This window comes from Staphylococcus sp. GW823-FHT05F06 (assembly GCF_058795495.1).
The window spans coordinates 21299-46648 of the sequence record NZ_JBXAHW010000006.1 but is presented as its reverse complement, the minus strand read 5'-3'; the positions used below and the strand labels follow the sequence as shown (position 1 = coordinate 46648).

Sequence of the window (25350 nt, the reverse complement as noted above, 5' to 3'; positions counted from 1 at the left end):
TTTTTAAAATTCTATAATATAAGCAATTCAAACACCCGTATAATTCTCTAGTTATACGGGTGTTAAATATATCTTTATAGAAGTTGAAACTTAAAAAATGACGTTTCCCGTGAAACAACATTCATTTAACGTTATATTTTATATCGATTAAAAGTAACATGTATGAATAATCACAAACATTTATGATTCTAATAAATCATTCTTAAGACACCTTTTTTAATGAACTTAATCATATCTTTAGCCATTGCTATAGTTTTAGAATTTGTTTTAACTTCCAAGTTAAAAATTCCAAATATACAAATAAGCCTGCACATTCTTTAATGTGAGGCTTACTTGAATTCTCTATAAACTCCGATTGTCTAAATATTGTTTATCAATAACTGAACGTGTGATATCTCGTAAGTGTGCAGGGCTCATCGAAGAACTATCCATTTGATTGCGACCATGATGAGTGGCATCTTTGTCATTATAGTCATCTAGCATCATCACTTTAAAGTTCGACTTAAGGAACTGGTTTTGGTGTTGAGTTAATTCGTAATAATTCACCATACTTCTCCACTTCACATCTTGAACTTGAAACTGTTTATCTTTCTTACTAATTTTAAAATCTATCCGTCCTAATAAATCATTACTTTCATTCCCTGTTGACTGACCGTTCAAGAAATTCCCTAATGAATATGCTACGAGTGTACGATTCCCTTCTCTACCGTCAACCCATTTTACTGGTTGAATCACATGAGGATGTGTACCTAAAACTACATCAACACCTGCATCAGCGAAAATTTGTGCATATTTTTTTTGAGTGGCGTTAGGCTGATGCTTACCTTCATTACCCCAATGTGCTGAAACAAGTACTACATCACTTTGTTGTTTGGCTTTCTTAACATCTTGCTTAATTTTATTTTCATCAAACGTATCTACCGTATAATCATGAGTTGGTTGATGATCGTTTGTACCAAATGTGTAACTTAATAAAGCAACTTTCACACCTTTAATTGTTTTAATAGGAATTTGACGGTGTGCTTGTTCTGATTCATATACACCCGTGAACAAAACTTGATCTTTAAATTTGTTCCAAGTATGAATATGATTTCTTACACCTTGCTCTCCTTGATCTAAGGCATGATTGTTTGCACCGTTTACAAAATTAAAGCCAGTATCTACTAAATCCTGAGCAATACTACTCGGTGTATTAAAGTTTTTAAATCCTGAATAAGGCCTATCATCCCCACCTAATGGTGATTCTTGATTAACAAAAGAAATATCTGCGTTTTGAATGTCTTTTTTTACTGGTTGATACATAGGTTTAAAATCAAAACTATTCCCCGTAATTTGTGCATCTTTATATACAACTGGGTGAATTAAATTATCACCTACAGCAACCACACGTATTGTTTTATTTGTATTTTGTTTATCGCTAAAAGATTGATTAATCGAACACCCACTAACAACTATGAAAAACGTAACTAATATCATCATATATACAAAATATTTAGATACTGTTTTCATTTTCTAATACTTTCTCTCCTTCTATAAACCTTTGTATTTATTTTCATCATATCGCTATACACTTTAATAAACAATATACGATATGTGAACATGTCGATTTTAATAAATAACTATAGTTGACTTACCTTTCATCTGGATTAACAGTAACACCGCACAAAATCAATAAGTGAAAATACTAAGACGAGTAACAATCATTTTCATATTCGTTTAATAAGATGTCCGCCTAAATATCCAAATTCAACCCTTTGTATCATTACTGGACAAACCACTCAATCGCACGTTTAATAGCTCTATCCCAATAAGCATAATCATGATCTCCTGGACCATCTTCAAACTTATAAGAAACCCCTTTTTTATTTAATGTCTCAATAAATTGAAGGTTATCATGATATAAAAAGTCTTCTTTACCACACATGATAAACAATTCAGGAATATCTACATTAGCATCGATGGCTTGATCAAGTAAGTAGTACGTATCGAGTTCTGTACCTTTAATTTGAGTATTGTTGCCTGTGATAGATTGAGGGGAAAAATCAGTCCAATCCAAGTCAATGAAACGTTGTGCTTCGAAAACTGCTGAAAGTGGTGCAGCTTTAGCAAATTTATCACTTTGAGTTAGCGCAAATTTAATCGTTCCATAACCGCCCATTGAATGTCCTGCAATAAAATTATCTTCTCTGTTTCTAGATAGTGGTAAAATTTGATGTACATATTCGTAAATTTCTAATATGTAATCATAGTAACTATGTCCATATACCATATTTGCATAGCCACTATGATCGACGTTAGGCATTATAATCGCAAGTTGATGTTCATTTGCATAACGCTCGATACTTGTATATCTTATGTAAGTTGTTTCATCGCTAGACAATCCATGCAATAACAACATTGATTGCAATTGTTTCGCTGTTGTTGAACTATCAAAGAATGTTACATCCTCCGGTAAAATAATCGTTAAATTTTGATGCATTCCTATCGTTGGTGAATTGTAATTCATTGTTATTAAAGCCATATATGTCACTCCTCTACTGTATTATCTATTATTTTACTTATTCTTTTCATTAATTTATAGAAAAAACGCAACTTTGACTATAGATTATATAAATTTCTATACTTTCCAATGCGGAACTAAAATTTTATTCTCTATATTAAACAAGTTGATTCAGTATCGATTGTCTAACCTTTAAATATGATGTATTTCTAAAACAATAAATCATGAAATAAAAAAACGATAGTGAATGATTTCATAAAAATCTATCCGACCATCGCTGATTTTCAATTATGTATGAGTGATACGCACTCATTATAAGTCTTTACTAACCAACCAATTTTTACTGTTTTTAAAGAGTATTTTCTCTTCTTTAAGTTCATTTATGATATGACTCGTCGTTTCTCTAGATATTCCTGCCATATCACTCAATAACTGTATTGTCATAAAATGCTTAATTTCATAAAACTCGTCATGATCATAACCTACTGTTTGACATAGGTAACGTAAAATCTTAGTCACGCGTTCTTTAGCTAATTTACTCGTTAAAGCCATATTGTATTCAATATGTTGACACTGTGTTTCGCTTAATAAGGAGAATAATTTCACAAAAATCTCTTCGTGATTTTTGCATAAATATTCTATTAAATCTCTTGGTATTCCAATCATTTCGCAATCTGTTAGGGCTGTACACATTTCATTAGGAACTTTATCTTGAAATAAGTTATTTAAAGGAAAGAGCACTTTTTCTCTATTCAGATATCGATATACATCACCATTCAAATTAAAATTTTCTCTCATAATATTACCTTTTAAGAGTAGATAAATATGCGTGGTTTCATCAGACGAATAGTAGACAATTTGTCCTTTGTTGTAATGTCTCACAAAACATTGACTTTTAAATGGCAGTAATACGCCTACAGGAATATTGATATAAGATGCTAATTGTTTAAAACTTTCATCAAGTTCATTTTCTCTACAAAACATTTGATTTCCAGTCATAAAAATAACTCCTTACTGCCTTAGACTATGGTCAAAGAGGATGCTAAAATATCTCCGATTTAAAATTTATTACAATTCTGTATATACCCATGGACCACTGTTCTTATTATACCAATAGTTTAAATATCAAATATTTTCTTTGTTTGATTTTTATCGATTAAACTCCCTTTTAACTCATGATTAATCAATATCTATAACATTTAGAAATATGAATTACATCATCGTAATAACCCTATCAATGCTAAAATAACGATAAGACTGAAGAAAATATAGTCAAATTGTGTAAGTCGCTTTTGATTATTTTTCTGAACAACAATATAGACGATAATCCCCGGAATATAGAGCAACATGGTAAGTAACAAGTAATCTATACCTGACGCGTATACCAGCCAAATTGCATAAATAGATGCTAGAATTCCTATAATCCATTGTTTAGGCGTTGCAGTTAACTTGTGTTCTATTGTATATTTCACCTGATAAAACGCACTGAACATGTATGGATAAAGTATAGCACTTGCCGCGAGAGAAAATGCAAAATGATAAGCACTTTTGGTAAACAGCATACTAATAAGGAATATTTGAACTAACACATTAGTAATGAATAAGGCGTTCATAGGTGCCCCATTTTTATTTTCTTTTGCAAACCACTTAGGAAACAAACCATCTTTAGCTACAATAAAAGGCAACTCTCCGGCAAGTAATGTCCAACCTAGCCATGCACCTAATACTGAAATAATAAGACCAATATTGACAAATGTTGCTCCCCAATCACCAACAATATAAGCTAAAATTTGTGCCATTGATGGTGCCTCAAGTTTAGAAATATGATTTTGAATTACAATACCTTGTGCTAATACAGTCAGCAAGAAGTAAATGAGCAATACTGAAATAAGTCCGATAACAGTGGCAGTTCCAACATCTTTTTTATTTTTAGCTCTTCCGGAGAATACAACAGCACCTTCAATACCAATAAATACCCAAACTGTCACTAACATCGTACTTTTAACTTGTGACATCGTATTAGCGAAATGAAATGATAATGATCCATATCCATCCATTCCAAAGAAACCTATCTTGAATGTATTAAAATTAAAGGCTACAATCATACATATAATCACTAATAAGATAGGAATTAATTTTGTAATAGTGACAATACTATTGATTAAAGCAGCCGTCTCAACTCCTTTTAATATTAAAAAGTGCACACTCCACAATAATATTGATGCCACTATGATACTAGGAAATGTGTTGCCCCCTTTAAATATTGGAAAGAAGTTCCCTATAGAAGACATTAATAACGTTGCATATGCGACATTACCTAAAAAAGCTGAGAACCAATATCCCCAAGCACTTGCAAACCCTATAAAATCACCAAAACCTGCTTGAGCATAACTATAAATACCACCATCTAAATCAGATCGTTCATTAGTTAGGTTTTGAAAGACAAGTGCTAATGAAATCATTCCTATAGCAGTAATCAACCATCCAATTATAATTGCTAATCCTCCAGCGTGGCCTCCCATATCAGATTGAATATTGAAAGCACCGCCACCAATCATCGAACCTATAACAAGACCGATTAATGATGTTCGACTTAATTTTTTATCTCCTGTGTCATTCATATTCATTTCTCCTTTAGAAGGAGGGATTGAAAACGTATATGCCTTTTAAAATACATATGCATATATATAGATGTATAGCGGAAAGATATAGATGAGTAACGACACATCTTTGATAGTCATTGTCAAAAGTTCTATATCATCCTCTCAACATGATTTTGAAAAAAATTATTTTTATTATGTGACACAATTTGCAAAATTAAATATTCGTTTATTTAATGAAGCATACACGTGATCTTATCCCTATTTATTTTTCTTGTAGTAAATCTAGCCTAAAGTTGCTGCCATCACGGCTTTAATCGTATGCATTCGATTTTCAGCTTGATCAAAAACTCTAGAATGCTCACTTCTAAAGATTTCGTCTGTCACTTCCATTTCAGTTAAGCCATATTTTTTAAAAATATCCTGTCCATATTCTGTTTGTGTATCATGAAAAGCTGGTAAACAATGTAAAAATATCGTATCTACTTTACCGGTTAAATTAAGCATTTTTCTATTAACTTGATAGTCTTTCAATAAATGAATACGTGTTTCGAATTCACTTTCTTCACCCATTGATACCCAAACATCAGTATAAATAACATCTGCATCTTTGACGGCAGTATGAATGTTATCAGTTATCTTAACTGAACCTCCATAATTAGACGCTTGATCTTTAGCAATATTAAAATATACATCTCTCGGTGTTAATGATGAGGGTGTACAAATACGTACATTTACACCAAGCATCGCACCCGCCACCATAAGCGAATGTGCAACATTATTACGTCCGTTTCCTACATAAGTTAGGTTGATGCCTTTTAAATATCCAAAATTTTCTTTAATTGTCATATAATCAGCTAACATTTGTGTAGGATGCCAATCATCAGTTAACCCATTCCATACTGGTACTCCAGAGAATTCGGCCAATTGTTCAACAGTTTTTTGGGAAAAACCTCTAAATTCAATTCCATCAAACATTCTGCCTAAAACTTTAGCAGTATCCTCAACAGATTCTTTTTTTCCTAATTGAATATCATTTTTCCCTAAAAATTCAGGGTGTGCACCTAGATCAATAGATGCAACTGTAAATGCGGCACGCGTCCGAGTAGATGTCTTTTCGAAGAGTAAAGCAATATTCTTACCCTCTAAATATCGATGTGGTGTGCCTTGTTGTTTATATTTTTTTAATGTCATAGCAAAATCGATTAGACCTTCAAATTCTTCACCTGTAAGATCATACTCTTTTAGCAATGACTTACCTTTTAAATCAAAGGGTTTCTTGATGTTTTTCATGGGATGCGCCCCTTTCATTTTATAAGTCGCTATCAAATTTAATAGCATAAGTGAATGTATTTCGTGATGTTCAAGCTATATCTATTCAACACCCTATCTTATATCTATAGATCTTCTCTTATTAAAGGTTGACTCATACATCGAGGGCCTCCTCGACCACGTACAAGTTCACTTCCAGTTATTTCAATAACTTTGATACCATGCTCACGTAACAATTGATTAGAAACATAATTACGATCATAAGTTACAACCACACCGGGACGTATGCATAAAGTATTCGAACCATCATTCCATTGTTCACGAGCACCGTCGATGATATCACCATTTCCAGTTGGTATTAATGTAATTTCATCAACATCGAGCACTTCTTCTAATGTTTGTTTAAGATGACTAGAATGTTGGATTTTGATATCTTCAGCTTTATCATCATATTCGATAATAAAGATATTCATGTTTCCTTCTGATTTAAGAATTGCTGAATGTGTAGTGAATTTGTCGTAATCAATCATTGTACAAACAGTATCTAAGTGCATAAATGTTCGACTAGTTGGAATCTCAATCGCCACCACCTTTTTAAAAGTAGATAACGGATCTTTAAAAATACGTCGTGCTAAACGTTCAATTGCTTGTGCAGAAGTACGTTCAGATATCCCTATTGCAAGTACATCTTTAGATAACACCAGTTCGTCTCCACCTTCGATGTTGAACGGACAGTCACGATCCACCCATAAAGGAATATTCTCATCTTTAAATCTAGGATGATGTTTTAAAATATATGAAATGAAAATCGATTCTCTGCGTCTCGCTCTCCAAAACATACGATTTACTGTCATACCTCTACCAATTGAAGCTTGAGGATCACGTGTGAAATATAGATTAGGCATTGGGTCAAGATAAAACGGATATTTATCATCCATGTACTCTACAAGATGTGTCGATTCAAGTTGTATTTCTTCTTTGCGTACGCCAGCCATAATCTTATTAATTAATGCTTGATTTGACAAAGTTGAAAAGAGTTTTTTTATTTCTTTTTCATGACCTAGGATAGTTTTTCTAGATTCTGCTAAAACGTCATCTATAAATTGCTCTCTGACATTTGAATCTTCTATACTTTGTGCTGCTAATTTTTCTAAATAAAGCACTTCTATTCCTTCATCTTGAAGAACTTGAGCAAAATGATCATGCTCTTGTTGAGCTACCTTTAAAAATGGAATATCATCAAACAATAATCCATCTAAGTAATCAGGCACTAAGTTTTCTAATTCCTTCCCTGGTCTTTTAAGTAATACCGTCTTTAATTTGCCGATTTCACTGTTAACTTGAATAGGTCCATTTGTCATACTCATTTCCTCCTTTTCTTCGCTACATTATCAGTATAAAACTGATCAATAACTTAGTTCGTGATGATTATCACATGCTAAATGTAAAAAGTTTCGCAACATTTGGTTATTCAATACATAATTGTGTTTGAATATACATTACTATTGCATACTTTCGTTGAAAAAATGAATATTTGAGTAATATGAACCTTTACATCTTTATGAATAAAAGTTTTTTATTCATAAATTTGAATACTTAGTCAAATAACAACACTCATATTTATTGAATTAAAAAAACACCTGATAAACGATGTATACGCTTACCAGGTTATATTTATAATGGACAACTTTATAAATTTTTATGAATAATTATGATTAAATATTTTGTAATAGACATATTCAGCTATAGACTGGGAATGTGTAAGAATCATAATTGTATCATTACCACTTATCGTTCCTATAATCTCTTTCAGTTGTAACTGATCAATATAATAATTTATGCTTTGTGCAAATCCTGGTGTCGTCTTTATTAGTATATACGATTCTTTAATCATAGTGTTAATAATTTCTGTTTCTATATAATCATTTAGTCTTACTCTTGAGTCTAATTGAGATTGTTGCGTAAGTAATTTGTATTCATATTGATTTGCCTTCACAGGCAGGCGATAAATATGAAGTTCTCTTAAATCTCTCGCAATAGTAGTCATGCTATAACGTACACCAAAGTGATCATCAATGTAATCAATAATATCTGCTTTTTTATAAATGTGATTTTGCTTAACAATCATAGTTACTAAATCTTGTCGTTTACTCTTTTTCATTGAATGATCAACTCCTATAGATAACTAATTTATTTTAATTTATAAATTAAAATTTCTTTTTATTTAATTATACTTTATCATTTTATTGTTGATAATTATAAGAATTTTTATGTCGTTTGTGACAAAGTACGTAAACATACATTCAAATTTAAAATTAATTTGTTTATTTAACTATCATTTTATCTATATTTCCCCTTTTATTCTTATTAGGTTTTTTATACTCATTACTATGCAGTCACACTTACGCTAGACAAACCGTAGTCTTACCTCAAGGTAAAGTAAGCGGCTTTGTATTAGTTTAAAAATTCCTGAAGATTTTAGTTCACTATTATGATGAAATAAAAAACCTGAGACAGTTAAGTTTGTCTCAGGCTGAGTCGAAATTAAGTCAACACTCATTTCGATTAAGGCTTTAAAAATTGTAAATATTTAACATTACTTCTTCTTTGTTAAGGCTCTTAAAAATTCATTTTTAGATACTTGTTAACATATTTTTATTTTAAAACGGTTCGCCTACACGCCAACACTGTCCCATGCTTGACCTACTTGTTGAGCAATACCGTCGCCATATAAATCAAATGCTGCTTGTTGTAATGATGCTTTGGCATCTTGGAAATCAGAATTTGAAGTTAAATAAACAGTTAACGCTCTATAATAAATTTGTTCAGAACGTTGTTTACCAATACTACGAATTGTGTTGTAAGCTGCTTTGTTCGGAATACCTGAATTCGTATGTACGCCTCCGTTATCAGAATTTGTATAAACAAAATCATTCATATGAGATGGTTGTCCAAAACGCTCTGGATTAGACATACTTCTTAAGGCATCTCCGCCTACACCAGGTGTGTAAACATCTTCACCCATTAAGAAATCTTCATCATCAATGAAGTAACCAAATACATCTGAAAAACTTTCATTTAATGCACCTGATTGAGAACGGTAAACAAGATTAGCAGTTTGCTGTGTTACACCATGTGTAATTTCATGTGCAACAACATCATTTGCACCAGACAACGCTGTAAATGTACGTCCATCACCGTCACCGTAAATCATTTTATCACCAATCCAAGCTGCATTGTTTCTGTTATCTTGACCTTGGAAGTTATTTACATGTGCGATTGAAATAATTGGGCTACCTTGATTATCATATGATTCTCGGCCGAAAGTATTTTTATAATAGTCATACGTTTCTTTAGCATAATAATTTGCATCTACACCTGCACGTTGTTCATCATCAACAAAATTTTTATCTTTATCTTGCATTAAGTAAGCTTGACCAGTATTCGCATCGTAATTGTAAGCTGAAAGTGTACCTTGTTGAGTTAAATCTTGTAGTGTATAACCACCGCTGACACTATTAATATTAATTTGTTTCGTGTCACCTAGTACACCTTTACCTGTACCTGTAGTAGCTGCTTCTTTGATCATATTTAATTTATCAACCACTTGACCAGTTTCAGCGTCAATTTTCACATTCCAATGAGAGATTTTTGGTGAAGTTGTAATAATTTCTATGTTATAAACATATTTATTTTTTTCTCCATCAATCTCAACTTTATTGGTTTTGATGACATCACTTTTTAAGTTTTTAGCTTTTTGACGGTCAATTTTTATTGCTTCGAAAGCTTTATCTGTGGCACTTTCTTTACTTATCGCTACCTTATTCGTAGGTTGAACTTTCTTAGCATCAGTATCACCATTGACAAGAACTACCTTACCCTCTTTATTCGTATGAACTTTTACTTCTTTGTCTGGTGCATACGTGTTGCCCACTTTCGGTTGCAATGTGTAATGCGTAAATCCTTTGTTATCTTTTTCAGTATCAGTGACCTTATAATCTTTGTAATGCTTTTTTATATTTTCAGATTTTGGTAACTCTTTCAATGCGTTAGTTGCTTGAGATTCTTGGGTTACTTTCGCATCGATGTTTTGAGTTGCTGATACTTTATCCTTAGCGTCAACCTCCGTATTGACTAAAGGACTTGCCACAGTTAATGCGGCAATACTTGTAAGTGCGAATTTAGAAAAATTCTTCATTTTATTACCTCCTATAAATTAATGAAAAACAACTTACTATATAATAGTAATTAAAATTTTCTGAAAAGTAAATGAAAATTTCATTTAATTCACATAATCATCACTTATAATTTTTTTGTATAAATAATTTGTACAATACTTAAAAAAATTATGTTAAAGTTTAAATTTAGAATTAATGTTATAATACACTCAAGTTAATTAAAATGAAATAAAATTAATTTTTATATCAAATAGTTAAAACGTTTCACTTCAAATGCTATATTTTGAGAAATAGATTTAAAAAGTCGTCACTTTCTGAAGAATCAACAATTCTAGAACAATATGGTACGGCGTATTTTTTAAATACTGTTTAGTTTTACGATGTTATATTAAAAACACCCTCCAAGTTGAATATTTTAAATTCTACTTGGAGAGTGTAACGTCACATCTTTATTACTCATTCTCTTCATTTAAATATGAAGTGATAAACTCTATATAGTATTCCACAAATTCTAAATAATTGGCTTTTTCTACGCACTCATTTATTTGATGAGGTCCATTTCCTGGGCCAAACATTAAAAATGGAAAATTTTCATCTTTTCCTTTTAATAAGTTGGAAGCATCAGTAACTGCTACAGTAGGAGTAATGATTAAATCTCTTTCGTTAGAAAAATGGCTTTTTGCAATATCAAACCCTAGCTCTACCAAGCGATTTTGACCTGTTGTTACTACAGGTTCTAAATCAAGATAAAGTTCTTGAGTCAAACTAGCACCATTGTGATTTGCTTGCTCTATATATTCATTAAATAGCGCTTTAACTTTGTTATTATTATATTCTGGTATTGTGCGTACATTAAATTCAGCTGTTGCAAAATCAGGTACTGAATTAACTTGTGTTCCCCCTTGAACAATACTATTAGTCATAACAAGTCCTTGAATAAGCTCTTGTGCCTTTTCCTTTGTTATATGGCTAGGTAATTGATTCTCTAATTTATTAATCATATTTGAAAAATCTAAGGACTCACCTTTTACTGTTTGCATAATTTTTTCATATTCTTGATTTATATTTTGAATAAACTCTAATAATGGTTTAATAGCATTTTGTCCTAAAAATGGTATTGAACTGTGTGATGCACGTCCCTTAGATTTAATTCTAAAATCCATTGAACCTTTATGTGCATACACCAAACTAGGAAATGATGGTTCTGCTATGAGTAAGGCATCTAAATCATCAGCATATCCTTTTTCAAACAACTGTTGCGAACCTGATTGTTCCATTTCTTCACCCACTGTTGCCATGAATTTAATAGTTCCCTGTGTTAACTTACCACTTTCTTTAATTTCAATAAGAGCAATGGCTAAAGCTGCTAATCCAGATTTCATATCCGCAGCACCTCTACCATATAAATATCCTTGATTCTCTGTGAGTGTAAAAGGATCATACGTCCAATCATCATGATTCCCCTCAGATACTACATCCATATGACCAGATATTCCTATAACTGGTTGACTTGAACCAACAGTTGCTATTAAATTTGCTCGACCATCTGTAACTGTATCAATATGTGAACGAATTCCATACTGACTAAATAGTCTTTTAAAATAATGTGCAACCTCTAATTCATTGCTATTTACAGTTTTTATTGAGACTATATCGGATAAGATTTTAACTCTTTCTTCATTAGATAATACGCTCATCGTTATTCCACCTTTCTTAATTTGTAAAACTTTTAATTTAACAATGTAAGTATAACTTTTATTCTATAATGTATCTCATTTATCTATATTGTTTACCTTACAATACTTATATACCATTCATTGTTAAAGTCATATTTTATATTAAATGATTATAACAAGCATAATGGTTCAATCATGACATCATGCTTAGACGTTAAACGATAATTCTAGCTTGTAATATATTACTAATAGAAGAATAAATATAGAATTTCTTTTGTAACTTATAGAATAATTCTACTTACAATAAAAAAAGGATTATAATAAAATATAATTGATAAAAAGGATGGAGGATATACGCTTTGAAAAAATTTTTAGCTACAATAGTGGTAATCATTCTTATATGTGCATTAGGCTTTTCATTATATGCAGCTATTAACCACCATACTAATTCTAATAAGAATGATAAAAAAATAGAACACAATCGCAAAAACAAACAAAATGATACTTCAAATCAAAATCGTGATACTAATCAACACCAAGACCAAACTCAACCAACAAATAATGACTATAACAACGATAATCAATCAGGTACTGAACAACCAGCACAACAACCTAACTACCATCAATACCCAAATAATAATCAACAGTCTGGTTCAAATAAAAATAACTCTTCAGAAAATAACAAACAGAAACCGAATCAGAACAAAACTAATCAATCAGATCATCAACCAGCACAATCAACACCACAACAGTCGTCACAACATAATAATCAATCTGATTCACAACAAAATGGCAACTCAAATAATAATTCCAACAATCAAAATCATGGAACAAATGGTAATCAAAATAAAAATCGTTAATCATATGACAAAGCTTATGCATGTATCAAATTACATTGTGTAAGCTTTTTATTTTTTTATTCGAATATGTTTGAAATTGCTATAAAATCAATATATCTAATATGTGAAAAATGTTATATTTGTTCAACACTTTTATAAATTCCATTTATATAATTTATAAATTAAGTTAAAACTAAAGTAACTAATCTTATATTGAGGTGTATCATGAGAAAACTGATATCTACCATTATCGTTTCAACATTATTAATTGGAGGATGTTCCACAGTGCATAAAGAAGCAAAACATTCATCACAATCAATTCCTGAAGAAGTTCCCGCAAGTCAATACAAAGGTCAAGGTTTCCAACCAGTAGCTGAAAAAAGTGCTATCGCACATGCGAAAAAACATCGTGAAGAATACGAAAAACTTGGCGAACAATTTTTTAAAGATAATTTTAGCCTTAATGTTAAAGCCACAAATGTTGTAGGAAGTGGTGATGGCGTCGAAGTCTACGTTCATTGCGATGATCATGACATTGTGTTTAATGCAAGCATCCCTTTTGATAAGGAAGCAATACATGAAGAAGGCTCCATGCGAAGCAATGATAACGGAGATACCATGAGTAATATGGTTGGAACGGTGTTAAGTGGTTTTGAATATAAAGCACAAAAAGAAAAATATGATAACTTAACAAAGTTCTTTAAAGACAATGAAGAAAAATATCAATATACCGGTTTTACTAAAGAAGCAATACATAAGACACAGAATGTTGGATATCAAAATGAGTATTATTATTTAGCAGGTAACGTTACTAATATTAATAATTATAGAAAATATTATGAACCTTTAATAAAAAAAGATTCTAAGAATTTCAAAGAAGGCATGAAAAAAGCAAATGAAGCAACAAATTTCAAAGCCAAAATTGAAGTTGTTTCAACATTATTCAGTACTAAATCTGATTTCACTAAAAATAACTCTAAGAAAGATTTATTATTCTTAAGTGATGATTTATATCATTACAAAGAAAAACCTGAAAACACAAACATAACTTTACAATTAAGTGAGCCAAAAATTAATTCTACACGCGCATTTTATGATGCTAATAACCCATTAGAATATGGAGTGCATAAACATGAGTAAAATCAATGATAGAGATATTGCTGAATTAAATAGCTTTTGGGCTTGATTTAAATAATGTATTTCATATTAATTAAGATGTAATATTAGTAAAGAAAGGTGTATCATGATAAAAATAATCGCCACAATTATCGTTTCAACACTAATATTAGGAAGTTGTTCGACAATGAATGAAGAAGAAAATTATGCATCACAATCAATTCCCGCAAGTCAATACAAAGGTCAAGGTTTCCAACCAGTAGCTGAAAAAAGTGCTATCGCACACGCGAAAAAACATCGTGAAGAATACGAAAAACTTGGCGAACAATTTTTTAAAGATAATTTTAGCCTTAATGTTAAAGCCACAAATGTTGTAGGAAGTGGTGATGGCGTCGAAGTCTACGTTCATTGCGATGATCATGACATTGTGTTTAATGCAAGCATCCTTTTTGATAAGGAAGCAATACATGAAGAAGGCTCCATGCGAAGCAATGATAATGGAGATACTATGAGTGATATGGTAGGAACTGTGTTAAGCGGTTTTGAGTATAGAGCAAATAAGGAAAAAATGGATAACTTAGAAAAATACCTCAAAGATAAAGAAGATAAATATCACTATACTGGATTCACCGATGAAGCAATAACTAAAACTCAAAATATAGGTTATCAAAATAATTACTTTTACATTACTACTAGTTCCACGAAATTACGAGATTATAGAAAACATTTTGAACCTTTAATTAAAGAAAGTAACGATGATTTTAGAAAGCATATGAAACAATTAAAGTCTAAAAAAGATACGTATCTTAATACAGAAATAACAACTACACTTTTCAGTACTCTTGATGAATATGACGAAAAAATCATTAGAAAAAATAGTATATCCATGGCTAAAGAAATAAGAAAAGAGCCATCTATTCCACATAATTTCACATTCCACTTATTATTTAGCAATAACAAATTAAAAATCAACGATCCAAACATAAATAACAATCAAATTAATGAGTATGGGGTGTTCCACCATGACGGATTTAAAAATTAATGATATGGATATAGCTGAAATAAATGGCTTTTGGGTATATCAAAATACTAAAAATAAAAAATTTACAGTTAATGGTAAAAATTGATTCTTACGATGATGAATCCACATCAAATTCTATAGTAGCAGTTGGTGCTAACTAAGATGTATATTAATAAAAATTAAAATCATTATGTTTGTTTAAATGATAAAGCAATGAACAAATCAAAGTATCAATCTTTGTTCACCTAAAGATTATCTAATAATTGCAATTGCTAGATTTCATATCATTTCTAGATTTGAGAGTAACTATTTTTCTGAGCGTATACCTGTTGTAATAAATATTGACCATTTTCTAATAAGTTAAAGCACCTTAAATAGCTTAAGTTATTTTTACAGGATGGAAGATTGTTATATTTTATACTTAAAAAAGTTAATTCTAGAAATGTTAAATTCTCTAGAATTAACTTTACTCAATTTTTTTATATCTCATTGATATTTATCTTAGTGGAATCTCATACCACCGTCAACGATGATTGTTTGGCCAGTAATATAATCTGAATCGCTACCTGCTAAGAAGCTTACTACATTAGCTACATCTTCAGGTTTAGATAAGCGTTTTAAGGCAATTTGATCTGTAAATTGTTTCCAACCCCATTCCATTGGTTGGTTGTTTTCTTCAGCAAGTTTTTCAGCGATACCTTTCATCATTGGTGTTTCAACAATACCAGGTGCAAATGCATTGACTGTAATATTTTTCTCAGCTAAATCACGTGCTGCTACTTGAGTCAATCCTCTAACAGCAAACTTAGTACTGCTGTATAGAGATAAGCCTGCATTACCTTCAACACCTGCTTGAGATGTGGCATTGATAATTTTACCGCCATGTCCTAATTTATCAAATTGTTCAATTGCAGCTTGGATACCCCAGAATACACCACCTACGTTAACACCTACAACTTGATTAAATTGTTCAGGTGTTACTGATTCAATTGGTGTCATTGGTCCAAGACCAGCATTATTAACTAGGACATTTAAATCGCCAAAGTGTTCAACGACTTGATTTAACACACTAAATACTTGATCGCGATTTGAAACGTCTGCTTTAAAAGCAACTGCCTCTTGCCCTTCTTTTGATAATTTTTCAGCTGACTCTTTAGCTACCGCTTCATTAAAGTCTACAAGCGCGATGCTATATCCATCTTCAAATAGACGCTCAGCAATTTTTAAGCCAATACCTTGTGCTGCACCTGTGACAACGGCTACTTTTTTTGAGTTACTCAACAAAACCACTCCTCAATATTTCTTAAGATTATATATTTAAATTATCATAATTTACGCAATTTGATGTGAATATATTGTGAATAAATGCACAATTTTATTAACATTTAAATTTTCAATGTTTATCTATTGCAATAAATCAAATTATAAGAAGTCACAATATTTCGAATTCATAGCCCTCAATTTTATTTTGTTTTTAAAGAATTTGTTAAAATTTCTCAACTCCATTTACATATATCTATGTGTATGTTAGAAATAATTATGTAAGCGTATCACAAACAACAACAAGGGAGGATTATATTATGTCAGGTATCGTTGAATCATTACATAACGCTGTAAACGCTGGTTTACACGTAAAACAAGATTGGGTAGACATGGGATTCGGTATTGCAGATACAGTTGCAAAAATCGTTGACCAAGTTTTAAAATTTGTTTAATTCAAAATAGCATATGAAACCTCATTGTTTCTAAATACAATAAAACAAGGCTGGGATATATTCGTGTCCTTGCCTTGTTTTATTGTATTTGTAGATGCTAATTAAGTTGAACAAGTGACTATACTATTCATCTTAAAATACTAATTCTATAGCCTTTTTAGAATTTATCATTTTAGCCCTCTATTTCTCTGATAAAATCATTTATTCTAATACTTCATCATCTTCCCTCATATTGATTGTGCTCAATTTTAATAATAGAATTAAAGTAAATTATTAAAGCGTTTTCTCAAAGTTTATATAAAGAAGAGTGATTAATCGTGATTGATAGACAAATCAAACTCATCAAATTGTTATTAAATTATACAGATACGTATATAAGTGGCCATGATATTGCCAAACAGTTAAATGTATCTAATAGAACTATACGTAATGATATTAAAACTATACATACTACATTTCTAAATGAATTAATTTTAAGTGTACAATCTAAAGGTTATATGCTAAATACATGTCTTTATACACCTGATGAGATACAATCTGCTTTAGAGTCAGTTATTGTAAAAGAGAATAAATTGCTTATCACAATTGCTTATAGGTTATTTATGGAAAAGCATACATTCACTATCAAAGAGCTATCTTCAACTTACCATTTAACAAAATCAAAAGTGATTGATTATGTAACACGTATACAAACGTGGGCTATAAAATTTGATATTTATTTATCAATAAAAAAGAAGCAAGGTATCATGATCGATGCGAGTACAACGAGTATCAGTAATGCTGTACTTCATATCAATCAACTTACAGACGATGACTTTAAAGTTGAAAACCTTATTTTACAAGAGTTACCTCAAGCCCATACTAGAAAAATAAAACAAATTATCTCAAAGCATATAGATAATCATCAATTATCAACTTCTGAAAATAAAATACAACAATTACTTGTGCATCTAATTTTAATTATCAAACATTCTCAACCAGAGGAAGAAGATTGGAGCACTGATACAGAATCTTTAACTATTGCGAAAAAGTGTATAAAAGATATCAATGAAACCCTTGGATATCAACTTAACAATAAAACAAGTGAATGCTTTTCCTTTTTTATTAGCTACCATTTCAATAAGTTTGATTTAGGGATCCAACAACTATTTATTCAAAGTTATATCGATCGACTCATTGAATTAATGGAGCAACATATTGGTTTTCCCTTTTCACAAGATACAATTTTAAAAGATAATATGAACGTCCACTTTAGTCGTACATATTTGCGATTAATGAGTCATGTTTATCTAAATAATTCATTAACAAGTCAAATCAAACGACTATATCCCTTTGTCTTTAATACACTATATGATAGTATTCGACAATTATCACAAGATACCAATATCCAATTAAGCGAAGATGAGATTGCCTTTTTAACTATACATTTTCAGTCTTCTATCGAACGCCATAAGTCATCACATATTCATGTTGTAATTGCTTGTTATTATGGCTTAGGCATTTCAACGTTGCTTGCTGAGAAAATCAAACAACTTAATCATGCAATACAGATCGTAGATACATTAAAACTTGAAGATATTAACAACTATCATTTTGAAGGGATTGACTTATTAATTACTACTCACGACTTTGATACAAGTCAACTTTTACAAATACCTAAAGTCATACAAGTATCACCTTTATTTTCAGATGAAGATGCTAAAAAAATCGAATTCTTTGTAAAAGACATGCAAAACCCATTATCAAAAGATGATATATTATCAAAAATTCAGTTGAGTGTTGAGTCCAATTTCAAAATGAATCATTCAAATCACATTCTTCCAATTTTTGAGAAATCCAAAGAAATTTTAGATTATCATCATGCAACTCTAGATGGCTATATAGAAAGTGCCATAGATCGCGAAAAACAATCTTCAACATATATAGGTAAAGGGATAGCACTCCCACACGGCAACCCTGAAAAAGTACTGAAATCACACATGATTATATTTAAACCTTCTCAACCTATAACATGGAAACAACATGAAGTTAAACTTGTTTTCTTTTTAGCAATGAGTAAAAAAGATTTAAATATTAACCGTAAAATTATACAAACAATTGCTCAATTAGAAGAAGATGACATCCATCAATTATGTCTTTTAGATGATTTACAACTAAAAAACACTTTGTATGCACGTTTTAAAGAATAATTGCCACTATTGACGGCAATTATTCTTTTTTATGCTTAAATGTATGCGTTTACAATTATTGTTAGGAAAAGGAGCGTGCATACTATGAAAATACTTGCAATTACATCATGTCCAAATGGAATTGCTCATACATATATGGCTCAAGAAAAATTAGAACAAGCAGCAAAAGATATGGGCGTTGATATTAAGGTTGAAACTCAAGGAGGCGTCGGAGCAGAAAATGTGCTCACTTCTAAAGAAATCAAAGAAGCTGATGGAATCATCATTGCTGCCGATAGACAGGTAGATTTATCAAGGTTTAATGGTAAACCTCTCATCAATGAAAGTGTACGTGAAGGTATTCATAGACCCAAGGAATTAATACAACGTGTGATTGACCAAGATGCACAAATTTACCATGATCAAAATATTTCTTCAAATATATCTAGAGACCAGGAAGAACCTCATAAAAGTAATATTCAAATGGTATATCAGCATTTAATGAATGGTGTTTCCTTCATGGTTCCATTTATCGTCGTTGGCGGTTTACTCATAGCTATTGCCTTAACTCTTGGAGGACACACCACTCCAAAAGGATTAGTTATCACCGAAGATTCATTTTGGAAATCTATTGAAAATATTGGTAGTTTATCGTTTAAATTCATGGTTCCCATCCTTGCTGGTTATATCGCGGTGAGTATTGCTGATAAGCCTGGTCTTGTTCCAGGTATGATTGGTGGTGCCATTGCTGCTGATGGTAGTTTATATGGAAGTGAAGCAGGAGCCGGTTTCCTTGGTGGTATCGTCGCAGGTTTCTTAGCGGGCTATATTGCAAAATGGATTAAACAGATTAAAGTTCCTAAAGCTATGGCTCCTATTATGCCTATTATTATTATACCTATTCTATCTTCTTTAATAGTTGGTCTCATTTTTATATTTGTAATAGGCACACCAATTTCAAATATATTTGGTGCATTAACATCATGGTTAAAAGGAATGCAAGGTGCTAACATCATTATTCTTGCTCTTATTATTGGCGCGATGATTGCTTTTGATATGGGAGGTCCAGTAAACAAAGTAGCATTCTTATTCGGTTCTGCATTAATTACTGAAGGCAACTACACTGTGATGGGAATGGTTGCTGTAGCAGTATGTACACCACCGATTGGTTTAGGTTTAGCTACATTTGTTCGTAAACACCAATTCAATAAAGCAGAACAAGAAATGGGTAAGGCATCATTTACGATGGGATTATTTGGTATTACTGAAGGGGCAATCCCTTTTGCTGCACAAGATCCTCTAAGAATCATTCCAGCCAATATGATTGGCGCGATGATTGCTTCAGTAATAGCGGCGGTTGGAGGTGTCGGTGATAAAGTTGCTCATGGAGGTCCTATTGTCGCTGTACTAGGTGGAATAAGTAATATTTTATGGTTCTTTATAGCTGTTGTCGTTGGAAGCTTAGTAACCATGTTCACAGTCTTGTTATTTAAGCGTCACACCCCTGCTATAGCAAAAAGCAATAATGGAAATGATACTTCTGTTGGAACTGAAAATGTATTTTCTGATGACCAATCTATTAATCACAGCAAACAACTCTCACATCATATGGTGTTCGATAAATCACTCATTGAAATTACCAAGGAACCAATGACAAGAGATCAAGCTATTGATAGATTACTTACTAAGTTATGCCATCGTCATTACATTACGAATATAGAAGAGGTAAGAACCGCAATCCTTAAACGAGAGGCTGAGTCAACAACTGCTATCGGAATGAACGTTGCAATACCACATGCTAAATCTCATGCAGTTAAACGTCCTATCGTCGCTGTATTAAATCATAAAGCAGGTGTAGAGTGGGAAAGTCTAGATGAATCAAATCCTCAGCTCATTTTTCTTATTGCAGTTCCCAATGATAATAACGATACACATTTAAAACTGCTACAACGGTTATCACGAACGCTCATGAAAGATAATACGCGTGATGAGTTAATTCATGCTCAAAGTCGTGATGAAATATTTAATATTTTAAAAGAGATATAAAGGAGCGTATGACAAATGGTACTTTTTCTTCAACCCGTATTTCAAGAACGTTTATGGGGTGGCACCAATCTCACTCAATTTGGCTACGATATTCCGAATAATTCTACCGGCGAATGCTGGGCAATTTCCGCACATAAAAACGGTCCTAACACAATTCTCAACGGAAAACATAAGGGGAAATCTTTAAAACAAGTTTGGGACGAAGATAAAGCACTTTTCGGAAATGACTCACGTAAAGATTTTCCACTTCTCACTAAAATTTTAGATGCACATGATTGTTTGTCAGTACAAGTACATCCTGATGATGAATATGCGCTTAAACATGAAGGCGAATACGGTAAAACTGAATGTTGGTATATTTTAGACGCTCAACCTGGTGCTGAAATAATCTATGGTGTTAATGCTACAAGTAAAAATGAACTTGAACATATGATTGATCATCATCAATTCGACTATTTATTTAAACATGTACCTGTTAAACCGGGTGATTTCTTTTATGTACCAGCCGGTACAGTTCATGCTATTGGTTCCGGAATCCTCATTTTGGAAACTCAACAATCTTCAGATACAACATATCGTATATACGATTATGACAGAAAAGATAAAAATGGTCATACGCGTGAATTACATTTAAACCAAAGTAAAGATGTTATTGATATCACTACAACTGAACCTAATACAACACCTAAGACTGAAATGATAAATGGCAATTGTCACACTCAATTTGTTGCCAATCATTTCTTTACGGTTGAAGAATGGTCTATCAAAGACATATTAGATTTTCAAAAACCACACACTTATTGCCTAGTGTCAATGATTAACGGCCACGGGCAAGTTTCAATCAATAACAAAGTATATAAAATCGATAAGGGCGATCATTTTATTTTAACTTCTGAAGATCAATATATTAAATTTGTTGGTAATATGGATTTAATAGTCAGTTTTAGTAAAGATGAGGCATATTAAATAAACGGGTTGCATCAATTTTTAATTTAAATCAATTGAATAAAACATCATGTTGCTTGAACTGACTTAATCATATATTTTTCTTTCATATAAGAGAAGCATCGATAATTACAACAGTGCCTGTTTCTATAGCAATAAAATCTGTCACTGTTAAATTTAGGATAAACAAAAACGGTTATCCACCTTTTGTTAAGGTGAATAACCGTTTTTTAATTTATCTTTCTAAGATAAGAACAATACAACATGTTTTCCTGTAAGTATCATTTTAAATCGTACTGTTCTAACATTAATTAAGTAAAATCGTTGATCCTTATTCAGTTACTTTACTTTCATCAGCTTTTTCAGCAATTTTACGGATAATAGGGTCAGTCACAGGTTTCAAGCAATAACCTACAACCATGAATCCGATTCCGAATAAACCTAAAATGATCACTTTCGTAATCAGTATCTCTGGAACTATACCTCCAACTGTTTCACGTAATGCGTCGATAGAATACGTGAATGGTAAATATGGAGATATCGCTTGGAAGAATTCTGGCGTTGTTTGAATTGGGAATGTACCTCCTCCACCAGCAATTTGTAACACAAGTAAGATAATAGCAACAGCCTTACCAGGGTTACCTAACAATGATACAGATGTGTAAATAATCGAATTAAATACGAGAGAACTAAACACGGCAATAGAGACAAATAATATCGGTGATTCTATCGATGCTTTAAGGATAACTAAATCACCGATAGATACTATTAATGCCTGTATGATACCTAATAAGAAAAAGAAACCAGATTTACCAAGATACACTTGTCTCTTCGTCATAATAGGTTGTAAGTGTTCATGTTTGTTATCTACAGATAATAAGCTGACCATTAATAATCCTCCAACCCAAATAGACAATGCAGTATAGAACGGCGTCATACCAGAACCATAGTCTTTTACTGGGAACACATCTGTCGTTTTTTTATTAATAGGGTTAGCAACAATATCTGCCTGTTTCTTCAAATCATTTTTCAATGTATCTATTAGCTTATCTACAGCATCATCTTTATCTAACTTTTTGAAGATTTTATTTGCTTTTTTCAAGTCTTTCTCAACATCTGGCAATTTATTTTCTGAGAAATCGGCAAGCGAAGCAAGTGCTTCTTTTGCTTGAGGCTGTTTCTCGTTTAATAAATCTACAGCATTATCATAACGACTAAATAAAGATGGTATTTTTTGGTTTACAGACTGTGTTACATTAGCTAATTCTCTCTCTAATCCAGGCAAGTCATTACGTACAAAGTCTGCAGCTTTCGCGACATCTTTTTTAGCTGTTGGGAAGTAAGCTTGTGCAGTTCGCATTGCATTTATATATGCGTTTTCGATTGCTGGCAATGCAGTTTGAATCGTATCAATTCTCTTTTTACCGCTATTTAAAATATCTTGACCAGCGTTAATCACTCGGTTAATAGTATTTAATTTAGATTGGATTGTCGATAATGTATTTTGACCTTTATTAAGTTGATCAGTAATCTCATTAGAAACAGCTAGTAAATTACGATTAAGTTCTTTTTTAATGTAATTTCGTAATGTATCTAACCTTTTATTTAAGTTAGGTAAGTCACGTAATACATTGACTGCTTCTAATTGTCCGGAGCTACCATTTGACAATGCATCTATTAATTGATTAGTACTTTTTAAATTATCATTAATGCTATTGTTTGCTTCTTTCACTTGCTTAATTTCATTAGATAGATCAACATGTTCACTTTTTTCCAACTCTGACAAGATATCTATAAATTGTTGATTATACTTAGATGCGTTTTCTAAGCGTGATTTTATATTTTTTAATGGTTCTTTAAACTCTGATGGTTTATCTGAAGCGATAACACCATATGCTATATTTTTTAATGACTTAATGTCTTGTTGGGTAGCTTGTGCTTGTTGATCTGTTTGATTAGATAATGATAATAAAGCTTCTGTTAAAGCTGTATTCATTGATTTTACATCACTGTTAGATAAAATGTTATCACCATAAACGGGTTGATTCTCACCTGATTGACTCACAGGTACTGTTTTAATACTTGAATGACTCTTCCCTTCCGAATGCGATGACTTTATAGCGCTTTGGGGTGTAGTTGATGTTTGATTTCTTAGATTTTGATTTGCTTGGTTGTTCACATCTTGAGCGCGGCCAGCTGCTTCTTGATAGTCTCCCACTCTCGCTTTAGCTTGAGTCAAATAACCTTTTGCATCATTTAACTGACCACTCGCTGCATCAATACCTTCACTTGCAATATCGACACCCCTATTGATTCTAGGAAATTGTGCTGGAACGTCATTAGCAGCAACATTTAAAATTCTTTCAATATTAGGCATGTAGCTATCAAGTGCAAGTATCAATTTAGCCCTTTCATTAAGCGCCGGAATAGACGAATTAACAGCATTAAGTTTTTCTTGAGCGTCTAATACATTCCCTTTATACTTTCCTAAACTTCTAAATTGATTAGCATAAGCATCCAAATCGTCTTGATGTTTATTTAGTTCAATAATCTTGTCTGCAAATTGATTAATTTTAGGCAATGAATTATTAGCTTGATATACAGCACTCTTAATTTTATTGATTGTAGGTACATTATCTTCAATTGATAGTCCGACTTTATTAGCTTCAGAAAGTAAAGCGGTTGCTACGGTTTTGTTAAATTGTTTATTTGCTTTATCAATCACAAACGACGATCCCGTATCGGTTAACTTAGCTGCTACGGCATTAATCTTCTGATTTACTTTAAAATCTATATCCGCCTTTTGAGGATGTTTTCTTAAAGTACCAGTGATTTCATGTGTAAATTTCTTCGGTATGTAAATACCTGCATAATATTTTCCCATCTTAATTTCATGGTCGGCTTTTTCTCTACTCACAAATTGCCAGTCAAAACTATCATTCTTTTTTAAAGTTTTGACCATTTTATTTCCTACATTAATATTCTTACCACGAACTTTTTCACCTTGGTCTTCATTCACTACGGCAACTTTGATATGTCCTGTATGACCATACGGATCCCACATAGCCCAGAGGTTAAACCATGCATAGAATGAAGGAAGAATTGCTAAACCAGCTAAGATGACCCATACACCTGGTGTTTTAGCAACTCTTTTTAAATCCGTGATAAAAAGTTTTAGTGCGTTTTTCATTTTCACACTCCTAATTATCATTATTCTTTTTTATTGTAATACATTTCCGTACAGATGATTACTTAAATGTGCATATTTTTTTGC

Annotated in this window: 18 protein-coding genes; 7 read left to right on the top strand and 11 right to left on the bottom strand. The window is 31.7% G+C overall.

The features are described from left to right. Nucleotides 1-342: 342 nt before the first annotated feature. From AC1Q7N_RS05480 to AC1Q7N_RS05440, 9 genes are all read right to left on the bottom strand, one after another. Nucleotides 343-1509, bottom strand: coding sequence for a CapA family protein (locus AC1Q7N_RS05480; RefSeq protein WP_001831857.1), 1167 nt, complete (start codon nucleotides 1507-1509; stop codon nucleotides 343-345). Nucleotides 1510-1762: 253 nt separating this feature from the next. Next, the gene (locus AC1Q7N_RS05475) at nucleotides 1763-2521 is read right to left on the bottom strand and encodes an alpha/beta hydrolase (protein WP_002437945.1); all 759 of its coding nucleotides are present in this window, start codon (nucleotides 2519-2521) and stop codon (nucleotides 1763-1765) included. Nucleotides 2522-2812: 291 nt separating this feature from the next. Beyond that, nucleotides 2813-3499: a Crp/Fnr family transcriptional regulator gene (locus AC1Q7N_RS05470; protein WP_002486086.1), complete on the bottom strand. Its 687-nt coding sequence runs from the start codon at nucleotides 3497-3499 to the stop codon at nucleotides 2813-2815. Nucleotides 3500-3717: 218 nt separating this feature from the next. Then, nucleotides 3718-5121, bottom strand: a complete 1404-nt coding sequence (gene arcD, locus AC1Q7N_RS05465) for an arginine-ornithine antiporter (protein ID WP_002437941.1) — start codon at nucleotides 5119-5121, stop codon at nucleotides 3718-3720. Nucleotides 5122-5385: 264 nt separating this feature from the next. Further along, entirely contained in the window at nucleotides 5386-6393 is a 1008-nt protein-coding gene (gene argF / locus AC1Q7N_RS05460; RefSeq protein WP_002467833.1) for an ornithine carbamoyltransferase, read from the bottom strand. A 104-nt stretch (nucleotides 6394-6497) separates the two neighbouring features. Further along, nucleotides 6498-7733: an arginine deiminase gene (gene arcA, locus AC1Q7N_RS05455; protein WP_002495557.1), complete on the bottom strand. Its 1236-nt coding sequence runs from the start codon at nucleotides 7731-7733 to the stop codon at nucleotides 6498-6500. Between the two features lie 338 nt (nucleotides 7734-8071). After that, nucleotides 8072-8533, bottom strand: a complete 462-nt coding sequence (locus AC1Q7N_RS05450; protein WP_001831858.1) for an arginine repressor — start codon at nucleotides 8531-8533, stop codon at nucleotides 8072-8074. Nucleotides 8534-9046: 513 nt separating this feature from the next. Beyond that, on the bottom strand, nucleotides 9047-10570 hold the full coding sequence (locus AC1Q7N_RS05445) for a M4 family metallopeptidase (protein WP_002437929.1): 1524 nt from the start codon (nucleotides 10568-10570) through the stop codon (nucleotides 9047-9049). Between the two features lie 432 nt (nucleotides 10571-11002). Next, complete coding sequence (locus AC1Q7N_RS05440; RefSeq protein WP_002437925.1) at nucleotides 11003-12247, bottom strand: ArgE/DapE family deacylase; 1245 nt, start codon at nucleotides 12245-12247, stop codon at nucleotides 11003-11005. A gap of 338 nt (nucleotides 12248-12585) precedes the next feature. On the opposite strand from AC1Q7N_RS05440, the gene AC1Q7N_RS05435 reads away from it, so the two are divergent. From AC1Q7N_RS05435 to AC1Q7N_RS05425, 3 genes are all read left to right on the top strand, one after another. Beyond that, nucleotides 12586-13086, top strand: coding sequence for a hypothetical protein (locus AC1Q7N_RS05435; RefSeq protein ID WP_002437921.1), 501 nt, complete (start codon nucleotides 12586-12588; stop codon nucleotides 13084-13086). A 204-nt stretch (nucleotides 13087-13290) separates the two neighbouring features. Continuing rightward, nucleotides 13291-14205, top strand: coding sequence for a DUF1672 domain-containing protein (locus AC1Q7N_RS05430; RefSeq protein WP_002470706.1), 915 nt, complete (start codon nucleotides 13291-13293; stop codon nucleotides 14203-14205). A 103-nt stretch (nucleotides 14206-14308) separates the two neighbouring features. Continuing rightward, complete coding sequence (locus AC1Q7N_RS05425) at nucleotides 14309-15223, top strand: DUF1672 domain-containing protein (protein ID WP_002487793.1); 915 nt, start codon at nucleotides 14309-14311, stop codon at nucleotides 15221-15223. A gap of 480 nt (nucleotides 15224-15703) precedes the next feature. Here AC1Q7N_RS05425 and AC1Q7N_RS05420 read toward each other — a convergent pair whose 3' ends face one another. Beyond that, on the bottom strand, nucleotides 15704-16483 hold the full coding sequence (locus AC1Q7N_RS05420) for a (S)-acetoin forming diacetyl reductase (protein WP_001831826.1): 780 nt from the start codon (nucleotides 16481-16483) through the stop codon (nucleotides 15704-15706). Between the two features lie 299 nt (nucleotides 16484-16782). Here AC1Q7N_RS05420 and AC1Q7N_RS05415 point away from each other — a divergent pair, with 299 nt between their 5' ends. The 4 genes from AC1Q7N_RS05415 to manA all read left to right on the top strand — a co-directional run bounded on the left by AC1Q7N_RS05415 (nucleotide 16783) and on the right by manA (nucleotide 22097). Then, nucleotides 16783-16917 carry a beta-class phenol-soluble modulin gene (locus tag AC1Q7N_RS05415; RefSeq protein ID WP_001831873.1) on the top strand — a complete coding sequence of 45 codons (135 nt, stop codon included), beginning with the start codon at nucleotides 16783-16785 and terminating at the stop codon, nucleotides 16915-16917. A 317-nt stretch (nucleotides 16918-17234) separates the two neighbouring features. Next, on the top strand, nucleotides 17235-19106 hold the full coding sequence (locus AC1Q7N_RS05410) for a BglG family transcription antiterminator (RefSeq protein WP_049371814.1): 1872 nt from the start codon (nucleotides 17235-17237) through the stop codon (nucleotides 19104-19106). A gap of 84 nt (nucleotides 19107-19190) precedes the next feature. Beyond that, entirely contained in the window at nucleotides 19191-21131 is a 1941-nt protein-coding gene (locus AC1Q7N_RS05405) for a fructose-specific PTS transporter subunit EIIC (protein WP_001831840.1), read from the top strand. A gap of 15 nt (nucleotides 21132-21146) precedes the next feature. Continuing rightward, entirely contained in the window at nucleotides 21147-22097 is a 951-nt protein-coding gene (gene manA / locus AC1Q7N_RS05400) for a mannose-6-phosphate isomerase, class I (protein ID WP_001831892.1), read from the top strand. Between the two features lie 310 nt (nucleotides 22098-22407). Here manA and AC1Q7N_RS05395 read toward each other — a convergent pair whose 3' ends face one another. Next, on the bottom strand, nucleotides 22408-25266 hold the full coding sequence (locus AC1Q7N_RS05395) for a YhgE/Pip domain-containing protein (protein ID WP_002456326.1): 2859 nt from the start codon (nucleotides 25264-25266) through the stop codon (nucleotides 22408-22410). Between the last annotated feature and the right edge of the window lie 84 nt (nucleotides 25267-25350).